At 62.2% G+C, this 17,338-nt stretch carries 19 protein-coding genes and 1 tRNA gene; 6 read left to right on the plus strand and 14 right to left on the minus strand.

What is annotated here, in order from left to right; genetic code table 11:
- The first annotated feature begins 121 nt into the window (after positions 1-121).
- On the plus strand, positions 122-1,312 hold the full coding sequence (locus tag P9236_RS27125) for an O-antigen ligase family protein (protein WP_278077738.1): 1,191 nt from the start codon (positions 122-124) through the stop codon (positions 1,310-1,312).
- On the opposite strand, the gene P9236_RS27130 is transcribed toward P9236_RS27125, so the two are convergent.
- From P9236_RS27130 to P9236_RS27150, 5 genes are all read right to left on the minus strand, one after another.
- Positions 1,304-3,070 carry a tetratricopeptide repeat protein gene (locus P9236_RS27130; RefSeq protein ID WP_278077707.1) on the minus strand — a complete coding sequence of 589 codons (1,767 nt, stop codon included), beginning with the start codon at positions 3,068-3,070 and terminating at the stop codon, positions 1,304-1,306. The genes P9236_RS27125 and P9236_RS27130 overlap by 9 nt on opposite strands.
- 279 nt (positions 3,071-3,349) lie before the next feature.
- Positions 3,350-4,192, minus strand: coding sequence for a hypothetical protein (locus P9236_RS27135; RefSeq protein ID WP_278077708.1), 843 nt, complete (start codon positions 4,190-4,192; stop codon positions 3,350-3,352).
- A gap of 267 nt (positions 4,193-4,459) precedes the next feature.
- A complete protein-coding gene (locus P9236_RS27140) occupies positions 4,460-5,698 on the minus strand; it encodes a hypothetical protein (protein WP_278077709.1) in 1,239 nt (412 codons plus the stop codon).
- A 212-nt stretch (positions 5,699-5,910) separates the two neighbouring features.
- Positions 5,911-7,242: a TfuA-like protein gene (locus tag P9236_RS27145; protein ID WP_278077710.1), complete on the minus strand. Its 1,332-nt coding sequence runs from the start codon at positions 7,240-7,242 to the stop codon at positions 5,911-5,913.
- Entirely contained in the window at positions 7,239-8,411 is a 1,173-nt protein-coding gene (locus tag P9236_RS27150; RefSeq protein ID WP_278077739.1) for a YcaO-like family protein, read from the minus strand. Before P9236_RS27150 ends, P9236_RS27145 begins: the two co-directional genes overlap by 4 nt.
- A gap of 372 nt (positions 8,412-8,783) precedes the next feature.
- On the opposite strand from P9236_RS27150, the gene P9236_RS27155 reads away from it, so the two are divergent.
- Positions 8,784-8,860 (plus strand) — tRNA-Pro (locus P9236_RS27155).
- A 45-nt stretch (positions 8,861-8,905) separates the two neighbouring features.
- On the opposite strand, the gene P9236_RS27160 is transcribed toward P9236_RS27155, so the two are convergent.
- Both P9236_RS27160 and P9236_RS27165 read right to left on the minus strand, forming a co-directional pair.
- The gene (locus tag P9236_RS27160) at positions 8,906-9,364 is read right to left on the minus strand and encodes a YbaK/EbsC family protein (protein WP_278077711.1); all 459 of its coding nucleotides are present in this window, start codon (positions 9,362-9,364) and stop codon (positions 8,906-8,908) included.
- 168 nt (positions 9,365-9,532) lie between these two features.
- A complete protein-coding gene (locus P9236_RS27165) occupies positions 9,533-9,799 on the minus strand; it encodes a helix-turn-helix transcriptional regulator (RefSeq protein WP_278077712.1) in 267 nt (88 codons plus the stop codon).
- Positions 9,800-10,106: 307 nt separating this feature from the next.
- Here P9236_RS27165 and P9236_RS27170 point away from each other — a divergent pair, with 307 nt between their 5' ends.
- The 3 genes from P9236_RS27170 to P9236_RS27180 all read left to right on the plus strand — a co-directional run bounded on the left by P9236_RS27170 (position 10,107) and on the right by P9236_RS27180 (position 11,701).
- A complete protein-coding gene (locus P9236_RS27170; protein ID WP_278077713.1) occupies positions 10,107-10,706 on the plus strand; it encodes a hypothetical protein in 600 nt (199 codons plus the stop codon).
- 225 nt (positions 10,707-10,931) lie between these two features.
- The gene (locus P9236_RS27175) at positions 10,932-11,129 is read left to right on the plus strand and encodes a hypothetical protein (protein ID WP_278077714.1); all 198 of its coding nucleotides are present in this window, start codon (positions 10,932-10,934) and stop codon (positions 11,127-11,129) included.
- A 311-nt stretch (positions 11,130-11,440) separates the two neighbouring features.
- The gene (locus tag P9236_RS27180) at positions 11,441-11,701 is read left to right on the plus strand and encodes a hypothetical protein (RefSeq protein WP_278077715.1); all 261 of its coding nucleotides are present in this window, start codon (positions 11,441-11,443) and stop codon (positions 11,699-11,701) included.
- Positions 11,702-11,761: 60 nt separating this feature from the next.
- On the opposite strand, the gene P9236_RS27185 is transcribed toward P9236_RS27180, so the two are convergent.
- The 7 genes from P9236_RS27185 to P9236_RS27215 form a co-directional block, all read right to left on the minus strand.
- Positions 11,762-12,058: a hypothetical protein gene (locus tag P9236_RS27185; RefSeq protein WP_278077716.1), complete on the minus strand. Its 297-nt coding sequence runs from the start codon at positions 12,056-12,058 to the stop codon at positions 11,762-11,764.
- Positions 12,059-12,164: 106 nt separating this feature from the next.
- Positions 12,165-12,704 (minus strand): MerR family transcriptional regulator, encoded by a 540-nt coding sequence (locus tag P9236_RS27190; protein ID WP_278077717.1) that lies wholly within the window; start codon positions 12,702-12,704, stop codon positions 12,165-12,167.
- Between the two features lie 130 nt (positions 12,705-12,834).
- Positions 12,835-13,158: an integration host factor subunit alpha gene (locus P9236_RS27195; protein ID WP_010915609.1), complete on the minus strand. Its 324-nt coding sequence runs from the start codon at positions 13,156-13,158 to the stop codon at positions 12,835-12,837.
- Between the two features lie 117 nt (positions 13,159-13,275).
- On the minus strand, positions 13,276-14,247 hold the full coding sequence (locus P9236_RS27200; RefSeq protein ID WP_278077718.1) for a beta-ketoacyl-ACP synthase III: 972 nt from the start codon (positions 14,245-14,247) through the stop codon (positions 13,276-13,278).
- Between the two features lie 9 nt (positions 14,248-14,256).
- A complete protein-coding gene (gene plsX / locus P9236_RS27205) occupies positions 14,257-15,327 on the minus strand; it encodes a phosphate acyltransferase PlsX (protein ID WP_278077719.1) in 1,071 nt (356 codons plus the stop codon).
- 130 nt (positions 15,328-15,457) lie between these two features.
- On the minus strand, positions 15,458-16,009 hold the full coding sequence (locus tag P9236_RS27210; RefSeq protein ID WP_278077720.1) for a YceD family protein: 552 nt from the start codon (positions 16,007-16,009) through the stop codon (positions 15,458-15,460).
- An 11-nt stretch (positions 16,010-16,020) separates the two neighbouring features.
- Complete coding sequence (locus P9236_RS27215; RefSeq protein WP_278077721.1) at positions 16,021-16,563, minus strand: ubiquinol-cytochrome C chaperone family protein; 543 nt, start codon at positions 16,561-16,563, stop codon at positions 16,021-16,023.
- A gap of 117 nt (positions 16,564-16,680) precedes the next feature.
- Between P9236_RS27215 and P9236_RS27220 the strand changes: the two genes are divergently transcribed.
- Positions 16,681-17,202, plus strand: coding sequence for an outer membrane protein assembly factor BamE (locus P9236_RS27220; protein ID WP_278077722.1), 522 nt, complete (start codon positions 16,681-16,683; stop codon positions 17,200-17,202).
- The last annotated feature ends 136 nt before the right edge of the window (positions 17,203-17,338 follow it).

Consider the following 17,338-nt stretch of genomic DNA (forward strand, 5'->3'; position numbering starts at 1 on the left):
GGCGTCGGCGGTCGACCAGTGGCCGCCTCGGGCGGTCAACCAGTTGCCGCCTCGGGCGGTCAACCAGTTGCCGCCTTCCGCGGTCAACGCCAAGCTGATCGCGCTGATCTCGTCGGCGGCGATCGTCGTCGGCATCCTGCTTTCCGGCTTCGTCATCAGCGAGCCCGCGCCCTACGAGCTCTATATGGCCGGGCTGATCGCCGTCTGGGCGCTGTTCGGCCTGAGAATATCGCGGGCCATACTGCCGCTGCTGGTGTTGTTGGTGGCGATGAACATCGGCGGCATGATGGCGATGACGCAGATGGCGGATCTCGCCAACACGCCGCTCTATCTCGCCGTCTCGCTGTTCCTGGCCTTCAGCGCGGTCTTCTTCGCCTCTGTGACGTCGGTTCAGCCGGACCTCTACCGGCTGATCTTCATCGCCTATGTGGTCTCGGCCGTCGCGACGTCGCTGCTCGGCATCGCCGGCTATTTCCACGCCTTCCCTGGCGCGGAGATGTTCACCAAATACGACCGCGCCGCCGGCGCCTTCCAGGACCCGAACGTGTTCGGGCCGTTCCTGGTAATGCCCGGCACTTACCTGCTCTACCTGCTTTTGACCGGTCCGGTGTCGCGCATGCCGCTGCTGGCGGTGCCGTTGCTGATCATCGCCGCCGGCATCTTCTTCTCCTTCTCGCGCGGCGCCTGGGGCATGTTCGCGGTGTCGGCGGTCCTGCTCACCGCTTGCCTGTTCCTGCAGAGCGCCAGTGGCATGTTCCGGCTACGGCTGGTGGTGATGACGATCGGAGCCGTCGCGCTGCTTGTCATCGCCATCCTCGTCATCCTGCAGTTGCCCGGCGTGTCGGACATGTTCACGCAGCGCGCGCATCTCGAGCAGAGCTATGATACCGCGCGTCTCGGCCGCTTCGCGCGCTACACGATCGGTTTTCAGATGGCGATGGAGCATCCATTCGGCATCGGTCCTCTGGTGTTCGGCACCATCTATGGCGAGGATACGCACGACATCTGGCTGAAGGCGCTGATGGACTATGGCTGGCTGGGCTTCGTCTCGTTCCTGACGCTGACGTTGTGGACGATCGGGGCCGGTTTTCGCATTCTGCTGCGCGACCGGCCATGGCAGCCCTATCTGCTTTGCGCCTATGTCGCCTATCTCGGCAATATCGGGCTCGGCACCTTCATCGACATCGACCACTGGCGCCATCTCTATCTGCTGCTCGGGCTGATCTGGGGCGCGATCGCGCTCGAGTACCGGCATCAGAAGCAATTGCGGCTGGCGCGAGCGCCTGTCGCGGCTGCGGCCGCGCTACTTTAAGCCGGCCTTGCGCAAACCATCGACAAGCAGCTCAGTGTCCTCGGGATATTTATGCGGGGGCACCTTGCGCCACTGCTCGGTGGTGAAGTTGGGGTGCACCTCCAACAGCGCATGGGCATGCATCTCGGCTTCCCTTGTGTTGCCGAGATAGGCATGGCTCGCAGCCATGAGCCGATGACCCTCTGAGCCATCCCGCATCTTTTGCAGTGTCTCTATCGTTTTTTCATATTCGCCCAGCTGAAAATAGGCATCGCCAAGATACCAGAGATAAGCGTCGGGATAGTAGGGATTGAGACGCATCGCCCGCTCCAGCAGCTTCACGGAGCGCTCCGCCTGCCTGACATAAACAAGGCAGTCACCCATCTCGGCCAGCAGATCGGCGTCGTTGGGATTGAGTTGCAGGGCGCGTTCGTAGGCGGCGATCGCCGGATCGTGCTGCTTCTTGTAGAGGTGGGCCAAACCCATCTCGGAGTAGCCGCGCGCATCCAGGTCGTCATGCTGGACGGCCAGATTCGCCAGTTTCAACGCCTCGTTCAGCGCAGCTTCCGGATCCTTGGTCCACGCATAACGCCACTCGACATTGAACGTCCGCGACAGGGCCGCATAGCTGCGGGCATAGCCGGGATCGAGATTGCGCGCCTGCTCGTAGAGGCGCCTGGCATGCCAATTGCTCTCCGGGCGGAAGCGGAAGCTGAGATCCTGTCCGCGCAAGATCATGCCGTAGGCGTGAATATTGGGATGGTTATGCGCCATAAGCCGCCGCTTCTCGGCCATGTCGATCTGTATGGCCAGCCGCGACGCAGTCGTGGCCGTAACGTCGTCCTGGAAGGCGAAGACGTCCTCGATGCTGCCGTCGTAGCGTTCCGACCAGATGGTGTGCTCGGTTTGCGCTTCGATCAGGTCCATTGCAACCCGAAGACGGTTGCCTGCCCGGCGTAGACTGCCCGAGAGGAGATAGCGAACGCCCAATTGATTGGCGATCTCGCGCAGTGATTGCGTCTGCGCGACAACGGCAATCGTCGAGTGCCGCGCGATCACCATCAGGTTGCGGAATCGGCACAGATTGGAAATGAGGTCCGCCACGACACCCTGGCACAAATGAAAATCGGCCGGGTCGCCCGAAACGTTCTCGAGCGGCAGGACTGCCAGCGAACTCTCCGGCACGAAACGCTCGGGCGCAGGGGCGAAGAGCAGCGGCGGTGTTGCGGACTCGGAATGCGACAATTCGAAATCGACGGCGAAGACCTCGACTTCCTCGGCAATGTTCTTCAGCTTTTGCTTGCCCAGCGACCGGAACGAGCACTCCGGGTCATCGCGAACAAATTGGCGAACGGATTCGGCGATGCAAATGCCGCGCGGCGCCGCCAGCGATTGGATTCGGGCGGCCAAATTGATGCCGTGGCCATAGATGGTGCCGTCGCTGGCGATCGTGTCTCCAACAGTAATTCCAATCCGGTAGGTGATGGGATCGTCGGCGCCCGACCATACCGCCTCGTTGGACAGCTCCCGCTGCATCTCGACCGCGAAATGCAATGCCTGGGTTGCGCTGGGGAACAGCACCACCAGGCCGTCGCCGGCGGTGTCGACAATTGAACCGCCATAGTCGCCGGCCAGGCCGCGTATCAAGTTAAGCGATCGGGTCAGGCGGACAACCGTCCCTGCCTCGTCCTGATCCATCAGGCGGCTGTAGCCGTGCACGTCCGCGTAGACGATCGCCGACAGCTTTCGACTAAGCATCTCGTATCGGCTGATGGCCATGGCTTCCCTTGTCCGCGCTCGCAACGCAAATCAATGCACCATATAGCACGCAGATACCGCGCACTGCAGCACGGAAAGAATGGCACATTAGATCGTGCTCAAGGGAGTGTCGCCGGGACCATGGTCCGCCCAAGGAGCGATGCCCGAAATATGCCGCATCCCGGTCATCCGCTCGGCGCGACGGGCCCCTCGGGACGGCGCAGTTCCGTATCGCCGCCCCCAAGCCGTCGCCAATCCCGGCACGATGCCGGCACACGCTAAAACCCGCATTCCATGCGGTCAGTCGCTGTTGCCGCCGCCGCGGGCGCTCATGCCACGCGCGCTCATCCCCCTCGCGCTCATGCCGCGCGCGCTCATCCCCCTTGCGCTCATCCCGCGCGCGCTCATGCCGGCGCTATCCATGCCTCCTGGTCCGCCGCCGAGCGTCGCGGCAAGCAGCACATCCTCGAACATGCCTGTCTCGACATCCATGCGGACCGTGTAGTCGGCCTTGTCGTAGGACCAGACTCGCAGGCCATCGGCGAAGTCGAAGTCGGCTGCCGCGAGGCCCGTCAGCCCGGTCGGACTGGGTGAGCGGGCGGCACTGAACGTGCCGAGATCCTCCGCCACAAGCTCCCCATCTCCGTGCACCAGAAATATTATAGGCCTTGGGAGGTCGTAGTAGCTTCCCTCGAAACTGAAGCCATATATCCTTGCAAACCTGCCGTTTTCCAACTGATCTTCAAGCAGCCTGTTCTTCCCGCTTCGGTTTCCCGCGCCCGGGCGGCGGCCGATGAATTCGAACCCGCTCTCAAGCTTCATGAAAAAACCGACAAAGCTATCCCCGCCCGTCACCTGGATTATTGCACCGGTAGGCGTGTCATCCTTGGTCCACGCACTGTCTGCGCCGCCTACCGTATAAACCCCAATCTGATCCAAAACCTTCTGTTTCCAGACGACAACCTTGTTCTTATTTGCCACACGCAGGCCATTCACGACCTTATTGCCAGTCAACGCTGGTACATGCTTCGCCGTCGCTACCTGTGCCATGATCGGATTCAGAAGTGGGTTCACCACCTGCAAATCGATCACAAAATGGCCGAATAGATTTATACCCGACACGCTAAGAAGGCTCTCTACCATTGCCGCTACCCTCCGGTTTCTGGATCATTTATCTAACGTGTTAAATAGTATGATTTTTGTCATCAGGCAGCCTTTTGGCCTCGGCTTTGTCTCTCATCTACTTCCAACTCATGCGTCACAACATAAACACGGTCGCTTTCACGCCATAGTACACTTATGACCCTGCCCCGTTTTTTAGATATGTTATTTACATGATCCTGCAGTAGTTCGATGCTATCCATGATTTCCGTTACGACGTATTGCATAAGATGGTCCTCCTCGTCTTATTCAAAGAACGCCAGCCCTGCTGCTTCTGGTCAGGCCGCTTCGCGTTCCCGCATGTCTCGCGATGCGCAGGTGCCGTGCACAACAAGCGCCATGACGCGCCGGGACGAATACCCTCGGCAAACCGAAGTGGCTTTTCGGCCCGAAAGGCTTGATTTTGGGGCCGGCACTCACAAAACCGATCGCCCTGCGATTGAGATTGACGTCGATGATGGTGCGCCAGCGTCCGCCGGTCATCATCCTGTCGACGGCGCGCAACGTGTTCCCGACCTCGGCATAGCTGAGACCATCCGGCGACAGCCGACGCCAGGTTTCGGCAAGAAGCATGCCGAGCTCGTCGCGCGAAGCGACCAATGCCTCGCGAAACGCCCAGGGTGACGCAGCATAGGCTTCGTCGAACATCGGCTGGATGACGCGGAAATAGTCGGGGCTGTCCTCCAGCCTGTCGGACAGATCTTCCTGGTCCTGGGTGATCAGACCGCGGGCGACCAACTCCTCGTGAAAGAGGTCGACGAAAATGTCGAACATCGCACCGGTGAGCGGTTGGGCGAGAGCATGCTCGTCGCTCCAGCCCTGGACGAAATCCAGCATCGATAGCGGGTTGGCAGCGAGCCTGATCTGGCTGTTACCGGATAGCTCGGCGATGCGGTTGACGAGATTGTGCGTGTAAAGATTGCCGTGGCTCGCTTCCAACAACTCGTCCACCACGGAATCGAAATGCAGGGCCGCGACGAGCGCAGCAAGGTCGGCAGAGGATTCGTGAAAACCGTAATATTCCGCGCTGGCTGTCCCGGGGTCGGGCACGCCGATGATGGAATAGATGACGCAGTGGCCGACCTCGTGGGCGACAACGTCGAAGTTGAGCGTGAACGGCTCGACCTGGCCATCGGGCGTCTCGTGTATGCCGACCTCCAGAAAACCGTAACCCATGAAGGCGTTTTCGTGCAGATTGCGCTGTATCACCAGTTCCAGCCGGTCGAGGTCGCGCTGGAAATGCCAGGTGATGGGATGGCCGAAATACTTCTCCCACACGTCCAGGGTGAAACGCACCGAGCCAAACAGATGCGCAGCCTCGAATGTCGGATCGTCCGGGCCGATGTGATCGAAATGCCCGTCGACATCGGGAAACGCCGGAGGAAAGACATCGCCGCGCCAAGGCGGCATTAAATAGAGCGGGTCACCGCGCACATTTTCCGCCAGGCCGTAGGCAAACGCCTTGCCAATGGGGTCGACGACATACATGCGCCTGTCACCGGGGCCGGGGCCAACGGACCCCGCAGGCGACGACACGTGCACGATTTCGGGCCGGTGGAAAGCCCTAAGGAACGGCGCTTGGGCAAACAGCCGGAAGCGCGTTCCATTCTCGAATACAGAGTCTTCCCCTCCAGATGTCACGATTGTCCCCCCGTACGGACAAAGGCATGCACGTCGCGATATCGTCAGCGAATGCGGTTTCAAGTTAGCCCGATTTCGTCGGTCAGGCCAGAGTCGTCGGGCGAGCTGCGGCCGGCCGCGAAAGCATATCCATGAGCCAGAAGGTCATAGAACTTGTCGACACCGGGCAATCCGATGGAAGTGGCATAGTCGGCAATGTCTCGAGGTATGGCGCGGCCGAGTTGTTCCTCGAAAAACCAGGCAGCGAGCAGGGCACGAGGCATCGGCGCGGATAACGATGGCGAGTGACGCTGTCTGGCCAGGGCATTCTCTCGATAGCCAGGGTAGAGCTCGAGTTCGCGTAACCGGTCGAGGATGCCTCGATGCAGCTCGGCATCGCGATCTCGCGCGAGCATCTCGACGGCCGCATCATCCTCGATCATGCGCTCTAGGCCCGGTAGATCCGTTCCGTTTTTGCGTATCCAGTCGATTACGTCCGTTTGCCGCATAAGCCTTCGCCGCGAGCGAAACTCGCCCATGGCGCGCCTGACCGCCAGGCGATCCGGCGTTGCGTCATCGCCGCGGGCAAGCAGACGTAGCAGTGCCTCACGACGCAACCGCGCATAGTCGCCGCGCAGCCGAAGCTCATCGAGGATGGCAGCTTCCTCGGCAGTAGCTTTGTTGCTGATCCACGCCGTTTCATTTCGCCAGGATGCATTGTGCCAGTTTTCCGTCCACTCGAAGTGGAAGTCGGGAGGCGCTTGTGCAACGCCGCGGCGGACAAACGCCTCCATCTCCTTCAGCAGTTGCAATCCGTCCTCGCGCTTCCTGTCGACCTTGCCTGTCCGCAGCCAGGCCGCCAGCTCCTGCGCCGTTCGGGGATCGCCGACGTCTTCCAGGACGTCCGCCCAGGTCCTATCCCGATAGAACCGCGCCTTGGACGAAGCTGCCAGACGCGCGCATGTCGGCCTGTCGATGATCTCTTGTGCGACCGCCTGCTCGAGCGTCGCGCGAATATTCACCATCGGCTCGCTCAGGTGGATATAGCCGGTTTCCGGCGGACCATGGATAAGCGCGACCTCGTCGTCGTCGATGAGTTCGCCGTCGCGATAGGCTTCGAAAATGTGCCCGACGCCGCGCATGCCGAATGAATGCAACTCCGCGGCGCGGAGCGCGCCCATGCTGGATGCGCCGAACACGGCGATCCCTTGCGTCAAGGCCCAAAGTATCTCCTTGTGCAAGACGGCCGGCTGACCATCGAAATAGCCGTCGATGACGCCGATTGCTCTTGGGTCGCCGCGAGCGGCGGTATAGAGGTCTCCTTGGCGTACTGGGGGGCGGAATTCGAATCCATCGTAAGGTGCGATGTCGTGCGCCCGCAGACTTGGTCCGCAAAACACAACCGGATTCATTGTCCCTCGTCCGACATTCGGCGGGCTCGCTCGCCGGGCACATAGGCGTCATGATCGTCGGGACCTTCCAGGCCAGGTATCACCACGCGAACCACAGGCAGGCCGATATCCTCCTTGGCCAGATCGACGGCGATGATCTCGCTTACGCCAGCCGCCTGCAACCTTTCGATCAGCCAGGCCACATTCTGCTCGATCCCTCGTGCGGCCCTCCCCGCGGCAGAGGCAATTCGCCTCGTTGCGGAACAATCGGCCAGCAATCTCTCGGCGTGCCGACGGCGTTTCTCCCGATAGTCTTCGCCATATTCCTCGGCGGTCAGATCGTCTCGCGCCGCCGATACGTAGGTCGTTCGCACCTGAGCGGCTTCGATGAGCGCCTTGAGCAAGGCGGTCTCCGGCACCGGGTGCGCTGCCGCACCTATGCCGCAATGGCTGTTTCGGTCTCGGCGATCGACGATCAGGCAGAAAAAGGCCGGCACGCCGACGTCGGAGGTCGTTTCCCACGCCGCGACGTCGAAGTCTGCGGCTTCCAGCTTCTTCAACACGTCGCGGCATGGGCCGTCCGGCGCACCGCCGAGGTCGACGCCGGTGCGCCGTCGGCGAGCGGATGGCATCCGATTCCACAGGGCCGTCGCGTCGCGTTCGACGATCTCGCAAATCCCATGATGGATGGCTTCATCGAATGTATTTCCGGAAGCGAGCCCGTTGCTGCTGCAGTCGAAAAAACCACTTCCGGGGGGCGGCGGAACCGTGAAGTTGGCCCGCACCGACTCGAACGGCAGCCAGCGTGCCTCATCGGAGATCATCTCCCGGCCTTCGATCCATAGCGTCACGATGTCCTTAGTGAATGCCCTTCCGGTGATGCGAGGCAGCCTGCCAATCTCGGCGAACCGGTGCGATTGGGAAAGTTCGGCCATGCTGCCGAGCTTCAGCGGGCGCTCGATGTGCTCGGCATGGTAAAGTTCCGCCGCTTCCATTAGTCCTGAAGCCGTGGCCGCTTCCAGGTCGATGCCCTTACCCTGCGAAACAGCCAGAGAACGAGCGTTGGGGCGGCACACCATCACCACCGGTATGCCTATGCGATCAAGCCCGGTCACATTGGCGACCCTGGTAATCCCCATCCGCGCCCAGTGTGGGCGAACCCGAGCAATCGCGCTACGAGCGCCCTCCATGCGATAAGGAGTTGCTGGCACCGTGTCCAACGACACTGAGGTTGTCTCCTGGTCCCCGAGAGATCGCGAGACCTTAGCGATTTCCGCCCACGCACAACAGGGCAGGCCTCGCTAAAGCGCGTCGCGGTGAAGCGGATTCAGGCGACGCGCTTTAAGTCTTCGTTTTATGCACCTCGTCTTCGCAAAACCGCTGCACACTTTTGCGCGACATGCATTGGTCAGCCAACAACCGAATAGCGTCCGACTTGCGATGTGGTCTTCGGCAGTTGGTTACCAACGGCACTTCGGAATCCGCTTCGTTCCAATTTCGAGGATTTTGCCCGACTGGCCTCTTGCGCTTCAATCTTTGAGACTATAGGGCTTTGCGCGGTACGGAGTGTAGCGCAGCCCGGTAGCGCACTTGACTGGGGGTCAAGGGGTCGTCGGTTCGAATCCGGCCACTCCGACCATTTCAAGCCTGAGACTTGGCCCTCAAGCCCTTCTGCACCAATCCCCTACTGGCAAACATCAACCCATTTGGCGCCGACGAGATCGGCCATCCTTTGCGGCGCGATTCGCACGGCGGCGTTCGTGGCGCCTGCCGCGGGGACAACCTCGTCGAAGGCCCTTAGCGTCACGTCGCAATAGACCGGCAGCGGCGCCGGCAGGCCGAAGGGGCAGACGCCGCCGGGCGGGTGGCTGGTCGCCTCCAGCACCTGTTCGCCGTCGAGCATGCGCGGCTTGCCGCCGAGGGTGTCCTTGCACTTGCGGTTGTCGAGCCTGGCGGTGCCGCTGGCCACGACCAGCATGGTCTCGTCGCCGACGCGCAGGCAGATGGTCTTGGCGATTTGCGCCGGCATCACACCATGTGCCTCCGCCGCCAGCGCCACGGTCGCCGAGCTTGCTTCGGTGACCAGGACCTCGATGTCGGGCGCATGCTTGGCAAAGAAAGCGCGGACCGATTCCAAGCTCATGAGCGAACCTCGTCAGGCATGTTGGCAAATACCGCCGAATCTCGGCGCCGGGATTGGCACATGGCGCCTCGGCCGTCGGCAAGAGCCAGGCTACTGTGGGCCGAGGGCACAAAAAAGCCCGCCAGGTGAATCCCAAGGCGGGCTTTTCATGTGGGCGTTCGAGCGCCCTTATTGTTGTGTGGGCCGGTCCTGTGAGGCCGGCACCATTATCAATTCCTCTTCCGGCACCTGCAGCGCGGAAGCGATTCGCCTGAGCTTGGCGGGATCGGCGTCCTTGCCGTCCTCGATGTCGACGATCTCACCCACGGCCAGGCCGCAGGTCAAGGAAAGCTCCTCGATCGTATATCCCCTCGTTTCGCGCGCGGCTTTCAGCGGATTGAGGCCGGACGCGGCAATGATGTTGTTGGAAACAGCGTTTCGTGCGGTGTTGGGCATGGCAACTCCTTGGGATGAAACAAGACCGATGAAATGTGGCGTTGCCTGAGACGGGCGGGAGAATGGCCGTTAACAGGTGATTTGCCAAGAGGGACCGTTGCGGCCGTCACGCCATCGTGAACCGGTCCCGCCGACCGGAGGCCAAGGCCGCAAGCCACCGACATGTAAGGTGCCGCGACGGCCAATCAAGTTCTTTTGAAGCGGTGAAGGCCGGCCCTGCCGGCATTTTGCCCGCTCCAATTCGTTAGGTTTTTGTCAGTGGTCGACGGCGGGCGGCATCAAAACCCCTTTGGAAGGATCGGATGCCATGAAACTGAAGTTATTCGCGATTGTGCTCGGCACGATTTCAAGTCTTGCCAGCGTAGCACAAGCGGACACCGTGCGGGTGCGCGGCACGGTGGTCGACCTCGCCGGAACGGCGCTGACCGTGAAAGGCCGCGACGGCAAGACCGATACGGTCACCCTTTCTCCCGATTGGATGATCTCCGGCGTCGCCAGGGCATCGGCCGCCGATATTAAACAGGGCGATTTCCTCGGCATCGCATCGGTTTCGAAGGCCGACGGCGGCAGTGGCGCGCTGGAAGTCGTGATCTTCCCGGCAGCCCTGAAGGGAACGGGAGAGGGCGACCGCGCCTGGGATCTTAAACCCAACAGCCGGATGACGAACGGCACCGTCGCCGACGTGACCGAGGTCAGCGGCCGGACCGTGACGCTCACCTACAGCAACGGCCAGAAGAAGCAGATCGCCATCCCGCAATCGACGCCGATCGTGAAATTCGCAACCGCCAAACCGGCGGATCTCAAGCCGGGGACGGCGGTGTTCGTCACCGCCTCGCGCGGCAGCGACGGCAAGCTCGTTTCGCGCCGAGTGGTGGTCGGCAATCATGGCGTCGCCCCGCCGATGTGAGACGAAGAAGCCGGCGAGTTCCAAAAGATCATGATGCCGCTTCGCGCCCTGCGCGTCCGACAGGCGCGCAGGGCCGTCGTGGTTCAGTCGGAAACAATCCAGAAACAAGAATCTACAGTCCGGAAAAATTGTCGAAAAAAACCAGGAGGATAGTCCCGATCGCGAGGCCTGGGTCACCGATTTGGTCCGGTGAATCTCGGAGCGCCCGCGAAAGGAAACGAAGTCATGAAGAAGTCCCTCCTGTCCGCCCTCGGGCTGGCTCTGGCCCTGGCGTTCACGATGCCGATCCTTGGCGCGACCAGCGCCGACGCGGCTCCGATGAAGAAGCATCATCACCATCGTCATCATCACACGCATCACCACCGCGTGCATCATCGCCATCATCGTCACCACCACCAGAAGATGGCTCCGAAGAAGGCCTGATCCTTCCGTTTGCCGATGGGAAGACAGGCCTTCTTTGTATTGACCAAGCATGCCTTTCCCATCGGAATCTTTCGCTGCGCGGGGCAGCGCTTGGCTCGTGCACCTACCGGCCTTGATGGGACGCGCGGTCGCGTTCGACCTTCTGCGTTGCAGTCCCAACCACAATCCGCCCGACGAAGAAATCGTGCGGCACCATGAACCTTCCCCATTGGATGCCGCACCAAGCGGTCATGGACGCCACGAAGGCGCTCCTCGGCCCAACCGGGACGCCAGGAAGGCGATCCCGACGACCAATGGAAGGAAATGCTCAGATGACCAACTTCAAGCATATCTCGCTCGCCGCCGCCCTCGTCGTCTCGGCTTCCGGGTCGGTCTCAGCCCCTGCCTTTGCCGGCACGCATCCCACGGGCGACGGCGGCGCCGTCTGCAAGGGCTCGGGTTCCTGTCTGGTGCTGCAGCTCGACTGCAAAGGCACCTATACCGACGCCACGGACAAGAACGGCACCGTCTACGGCAAATGCAGCCAAGTCATGAAGGTCGATCCGAAGAGCCGGATCAAGCTCGCGAACTGATCGCTCCCATGGCACGGAGGTGGCGTAGACGCGCCGCCTCCGTTTCGTATGCCTCGAAGATCAGCGCCGGCTGATGAGCAGGCCGGCAAGCAGCCCGACAACGACCAGCCCTACCGCTGCCACTGTGGCCGGATGATCGTGCGCGGTGCGTTCGAGCGCCTTGCCCTTGCGCCTGATCGCCGGCAGCGCCTCGTGGAGGCGGTCGGCGAGCTGCGAATAGTAGTCGGACGCGGCCTCGCGGCTATCCTCGTAATAGGCATCGCCGCGTTTGGCCAAGGTTTTCCTGAGATCGTCGAGTTGCCGCGAGAGCGCCGCAAACTGCTTGTCCAGATCATGATCGGTCGCGAACAACGCCATGCCAGCTGTCCTTCTCCTGCAGAGAAGGCCTAACGCGTGGGCTTGACGGCAGTTCCGACTTTCAGAGCCGCTGACGGCTCAAGCCCGCAGGACCGGCAACCGGAACTCAACGCACCTGGTCGAGCAGGCGCTTGCACTCCAGGAGGTCAAAGAGCGCCTCCTGCAGCAAAGCCCGGTTGTCACGTGACAATTTCGAGGAGTCCGGCTGTACGGGGCCTTCGTCGTCACTCTTGCCGAGGCCGAAGAAACGGCGGCTGGGTTTCACCTTGGGCTGGCCGACAAGCGCATCCTCGTCGCCGCGCGGCTGGGCAGCCGCCGTCAGCGGCACCTGATCGGCCTGTCGGCGCTGCGCGATTGCCTCGACCGCGGCCATGTCGCCATTGCCGATGGCGACCAGGAAGTGATTGCCGTTCTCGCGCAGCAGCTTCTGCACGCCCTTGATCGTGTAGCCTTGGTCATAGAGCATGTGCCGGATGCCCTTGATCAGATCGACATCCTGCGGCCGGTAGTAACGGCGGCCGCCGCCACGCTTCATCGGCTTGATCTGGTTGAAACGCGTTTCCCAAAAGCGCAGCACATGCTGCGGCAGGTCGAGATCTTCCGCGACTTCGCTGATGGTGCGGAATGCATCGGGGCTCTTGTCCATGGGCGAATCCTCACGCTGGACGACGATCCGGTATTTATGCCGAATCAGGCCTTATTTCAGCGATTTATGAAACAATATTCAAGCCCGGCGTCAAAGCTGACGGCGTTTTTCAACCGTATTTGTCGTCGCGCTATTTGCCGCCCTTGGCCTTGCTGTTCTGGTGCGAGCGCAGGATGCGGTTCTTCAGCACGTTCGACGATTTGAAGGTCATCACGCGGCGCGGCAGGATCGGCACTTCCTCGCCGGTCTTCGGATTGCGACCGATGCGCTCATTCTTGGAGCGGACATGGAAGGTTGCGAAGGAAGACAGCTTCACCGTCTCGCCGCGAACGATGGCTTCGCAAATCTCATCCAGAACGGCCTCGACCAGCTCGGCCGATTCAGTTCGCGACAAACCAACCTTGCGGTAAACGGCCTCGGCTAGGTCGGCACGCGTAAGTGTCTTTCCCCCCATGCGACCGTCCCATCAGCTCAAAAAACGTAAATCGATACAGGCAACGGCAGAGCCTAAGTAATTGATCCGGCAAGGTCAAGGACCGAACCCGTGCGTTCGGCACTTAGCGTTCGGCACTTACCAGCGGAGCAACACCGCGCCCCAGGTGAAACCTCCGCCCATCGCCTCGAGCAGGACAAGGTCGCCCTTCTTGATGCGACCATCGGCGACGGCCACCGACAAAGCGAGCGGCACGGAGGCAGCCGAGGTGTTACCGTGCAAATCGACGGTGACCACCACTTTCTGTTCGGCAATCCCGAGCTTCTTGGCGGAAGCGTCAATAATGCGTTTATTGGCCTGATGCGGCACGAACCAGTCGAGGTCTTGCGCCGTGATGCCGGCCTGGGCAAAGGTCGCCTCGATGACGTCGGTGATCATGCCGACCGCGTGCTTGAACACCTCGCGACCTTCCATCCTGAGATGGCCGACGGTGCCCGTCGTCGACGGGCCGCCGTCGACGAAAAGCTTGTCCTTGTGGATGCCATCCGAGCGCAGGCTGGCCGCCAGCACGCCGCGATCGGCGATGCCGCCCGCCTCTTCCTGCGCTTCCAGAACGATCGCGCCGGCGCCGTCGCCGAAGAGCACGCAGGTCGAGCGGTCGCTCCAGTCGAGGATGCGCGAGAAGGTTTCGGACCCGATGACCAGCACGCGCCTTGCCAGCCCGCCGCGGATATAGAGGTCGGCGGTGGCGACCGCATAAACGAAGCCGGAGCAGACGGCCTGCATGTCGAAGGCAAAGCCGTGATGCATGCCGAGCCGGTTCTGGATATCGACGGCGGTCGCGGGGAACGTGTTGTTGGGGGTCGATGTCGCCAGCACGATTAGGTCGATGTCGGCAGGCGTCAAACCCGCGCTGTCAAGCGCGGCGCGCGCCGCGGCCTCGCCCAGCGAAGCCGTCGTCTCGTCGTCGGCCGCGACGTGGCGCTGGCGAATGCCGGTGCGCTGGACGATCCACTCGTCGGAGGTCTCGACCATGCCTTCGAAGTCGGCATTCTTCATGATGCGGCGGGGCAGCGCGGCACCGTTGCCGCGCACGACTGATCTGATCAAGGTTCGTTCCTATTCCTCGGCGTCGACGGCGACGCCGGATTTCCTGTTTGCCTGGGCATTCGGATTGCGCGCGTGGAACAGATCGAGGTCGGCCTCGATCCGGTCAAGCAGATTGTTGCGCACCATGTCGTAGCCGAGCTCGATCGCCGCCGCGAAGCCATCCGAATCGGCACCGCCGTGGCTCTTCACGACGATGCCGTTCAGGCCCAGGAAGACGCCGCCGTTGGAGCGGCCGACATCCATCTTCTCGCGCAGCCGGTCGAAGGCGCCTTTGGCGAAGACATAGCCGATCCTGGCCATCAGCGTGCGGCTCATGGCGGCGCGCAAATAGCCTCCGATCTGCCTTGCGGTGCCCTCCGCGGTCTTGAGCGCGATGTTGCCGGCGAAGCCCTCGGTGACGACAACGTCGACCGTGCCCTTGCCGATGTCGTCGCCCTCGACGAAGCCGCGATAGTTCATCGAGGCCATGTTGGCCTCGCGCAGCATGCGCCCGGCCTCCTTGACCTCTTCCTGGCCCTTGATCTCCTCGACGCCGACATTGAGCAGGCCGACACTCGGCCGCTCGATGCCGAACACCGAGCGCGCCATTCCGGTGCCAAGGATGGCGAAATCGACGAGCTGGTGCGCATCCGCGCCGATGGTGGCGCCAACGTCGAGCACCACGCTCTCGCCACGCGTCGTCGGCCAAAGCGCCGCGATCGCCGGGCGGTCGATGGTGGCCATGGTGCGCAGGCAGAATTTCGACATCGCCATCAGCGCGCCGGTGTTGCCGGCCGAGATGCAGGCCTGCGCGGCGCCGTTCTTCACAGCCTCGACCGCCTTCCACATCGACGACTTCCAGCGGCCATGGCGCAGCGCCTGGCTCGGCTTGTCGTCCATCCGGACCGCGATCTCGCAGTGGACGAACTCGCTGACCTCGGCAAGCTTCGGGAACTTAGCCAGTTCGGGACGCACGGCGTCCTCGCGACCATAGATGACAAAGCGGATGTCAGGGCGGCGGATGGCGACCGTCATCAGCGCCGGGATGACCACGCCTGGTCCGTGATCACCGCCCATGGCATCGATGGAAATCCTGATCACTCGTTGTTTTTCTCACGGTTTGCCTGGCTAGCGGCGTGCGCATGCCGAGGTAAGGGGGCTCGCGAAGGTTCGGCGAAAATAGCGGTTTTGGGCTGCCGCACAACCAACTTTTCCAAAATCCAGGCCGTCTTCAGGATTTTCCGAGCAGCGAACGCAGCTTTTTTTGGAATTCGCTTTCCGCAGGCTGATCCTCGCCGGCGGCGTCGAGCGAGGCACCGGGCTTGCGCGGATAAGCATCGATCGCCAGACCGAAAAACTGCTCGGCGAGCGCGCCGACATCGACCGTGTCGCCGGAAAATGTTTCCGGGCTGTCCGGCCCGTCGGCATCGAGGACGATCTCGCCGCCGCCCTCGAAGCCTTCGCGTCCGAGCTTCGACTGCTCCGGCAAGAACAACGCCTCGACGGGCTCGTCTATATGGGTCGCGATCGGATCGAGCGTGACGATGCAGGCCTGCGTGATGTCGGCCTCGACGCGGCCGCTGACCTTGACACCGTTGCGTTTCCAGGACGCCACCAGCAGCTCGGCGCGGTAGCTCTCGACCGAAAGCAGGTCGTATTCGGCGGCAAGCGCCGCACGCTGCCGCTCATCGGCCTCGACCACAACCGGCAGGCCCTTTTGCGGCAGGCGGGCGACATTGGCGACGAAGGATACGGGGCTTCGCTGTTCGGCGTGTTGTTTCATTCTCGCCTCTTTCACGCGGCTCCGGCGACCGGGAACACCACGGTGCCGGACACGATCGATTCGGTCGGCTGCGCGGCAAGCTGCCCGGACGCCGCGGAAACATAGCTCGCCAGCAGCGGCGCTTCCGGCCACTCGCCGGCATCGGGCCTGACGTTACGAGCGAGCGCCGCGGCAAGGGCCACGCCGTCGTCGCCCCGCAAGGCCTCGTCGTAGGCCGCGGTGCGGCCATAGAACATCTTTGCCAGCTTCTTCATGCGCTTCGGCACGCCGACATCGCTGATGCCGAGCTCCCTCAGCGAATGATCGACGTCGAGGAAGAACTCGTCGATCAGCACCTGCGCGACCTCGGCGGCCGGCCCGCCCTCCCCACGCAGCCGGTGCTGGATGAGGTACATATGCAGCGACAGCATCTCGAAGCGGCCGAGCGGCGTATCCGGCACATTCCAGTCGGAATAAAACACGGTTTGCCGCGCCGCCGCCACGATTTGTGCGTAGAGCGCCTCGGTGATGGCGCGGTTGGCGTGACGTTCGCGGCCAAAAAGGCGCTGGAACATTGAGGGTGGTCTCCCGGGGACCTTTTGTTTGATTTGGCCTTGTTGCATCGGCATGCAAGCTGGTTTACCGGTTTTGCGGCCCAGCGCAAGTTGCGGGGATGTGATGGAGAATTGTTGTTGGGTGCGCTGAAATTCAAGTCGTTTTTCACGCCTGTGCCGGCGGGCGTGGCCTCTCTGCTGGTGGCGGTATCCGCGCTTTCCGGCTGCAATTCGTCCAAGATGTTCGGTGATCTCCATCCGAGCGAAACGCTGACGAAAGGCTACGTCATCGATCAGGCGGCGATCGACTCGGTGCCGGTCGGCTCGAGTCGCGAGCAGGTGCTTCTGGCGCTGGGCACGCCGTCGACGACGGCAACCTTCGACAACGAGGCCTTCTACTACATATCGCAGACGCGCAAGCGCTATGTCGCCTTCGACAACCCGCACATCATCGACCAGCACGTGCTGGCGGTCTATTTCGGCGCCGACGGCCGCGTCACCCAGATCGCCAATTACGGCCTGAAGGACGGCAAGATCTTCGACTTCATCTCGAGGACGACGCCGACGGGCGGCAAGGACCAGAACTTCCTCAGCCAGGTCATCAACGGCGCCAGCAAGCTGGCGCCCGGCATCCCGGGCGGTGGGGGCGGTACGCCCTGAGCCAGCTCAAGAGCCTACAAATGAATCAAAACCCGTCGGATCGTTCCGGCGGGTTTTTGTTTCGGGCGATGTCATCCGGCTCGTAAAAGGCCCGCGGGATCGATCCCGAGGGGCCCCCGGGGGGGGGACCCCCGGG

The sequence above is a fragment of the Mesorhizobium sp. WSM4884 genome, assembly GCF_029625675.1.
In the GTDB taxonomy this organism is placed as follows: Bacteria; Pseudomonadota; Alphaproteobacteria; order Rhizobiales; family Rhizobiaceae; genus Mesorhizobium.

What these genes read in the sequence shown, in the direction of transcription:
- P9236_RS27185 (WP_278077716.1), bottom strand. Translation starts at nt 12,058, where the DNA reads ATGGCGTTGTTCGCGACCGATCATGATCTGGACAAGCAGTTTGCGGCG.
- P9236_RS27180 (WP_278077715.1), top strand. Translation starts at nt 11,441, where the DNA reads ATGACCAACTTCAAGCATATCTCGCTCGCCGCCGCCCTCGTCGTCTCG.
- P9236_RS27190 (WP_278077717.1), bottom strand. Translation starts at nt 12,704, where the DNA reads ATGGACAAGAGCCCCGATGCATTCCGCACCATCAGCGAAGTCGCGGAA.
- P9236_RS27195 (WP_010915609.1), bottom strand. Translation starts at nt 13,158, where the DNA reads ATGGGGGGAAAGACACTTACGCGTGCCGACCTAGCCGAGGCCGTTTAC.
- P9236_RS27175 (WP_278077714.1), top strand. Translation starts at nt 10,932, where the DNA reads ATGAAGAAGTCCCTCCTGTCCGCCCTCGGGCTGGCTCTGGCCCTGGCG.
- P9236_RS27130 (WP_278077707.1), bottom strand. Translation starts at nt 3,070, where the DNA reads ATGGCCATCAGCCGATACGAGATGCTTAGTCGAAAGCTGTCGGCGATC.
- P9236_RS27215 (WP_278077721.1), bottom strand. Translation starts at nt 16,563, where the DNA reads ATGTTCCAGCGCCTTTTTGGCCGCGAACGTCACGCCAACCGCGCCATC.
- P9236_RS27210 (WP_278077720.1), bottom strand. Translation starts at nt 16,009, where the DNA reads ATGAAACAACACGCCGAACAGCGAAGCCCCGTATCCTTCGTCGCCAAT.
- P9236_RS27165 (WP_278077712.1), bottom strand. Translation starts at nt 9,799, where the DNA reads ATGCCCAACACCGCACGAAACGCTGTTTCCAACAACATCATTGCCGCG.
- P9236_RS27135 (WP_278077708.1), bottom strand. Translation starts at nt 4,192, where the DNA reads ATGGTAGAGAGCCTTCTTAGCGTGTCGGGTATAAATCTATTCGGCCAT.
- P9236_RS27150 (WP_278077739.1), bottom strand. Translation starts at nt 8,411, where the DNA reads ATGGAGGGCGCTCGTAGCGCGATTGCTCGGGTTCGCCCACACTGGGCG.
- P9236_RS27160 (WP_278077711.1), bottom strand. Translation starts at nt 9,364, where the DNA reads ATGAGCTTGGAATCGGTCCGCGCTTTCTTTGCCAAGCATGCGCCCGAC.
- P9236_RS27145 (WP_278077710.1), bottom strand. Translation starts at nt 7,242, where the DNA reads ATGAATCCGGTTGTGTTTTGCGGACCAAGTCTGCGGGCGCACGACATC.
- P9236_RS27140 (WP_278077709.1), bottom strand. Translation starts at nt 5,698, where the DNA reads ATGTATGTCGTCGACCCCATTGGCAAGGCGTTTGCCTACGGCCTGGCG.
- P9236_RS27170 (WP_278077713.1), top strand. Translation starts at nt 10,107, where the DNA reads ATGAAACTGAAGTTATTCGCGATTGTGCTCGGCACGATTTCAAGTCTT.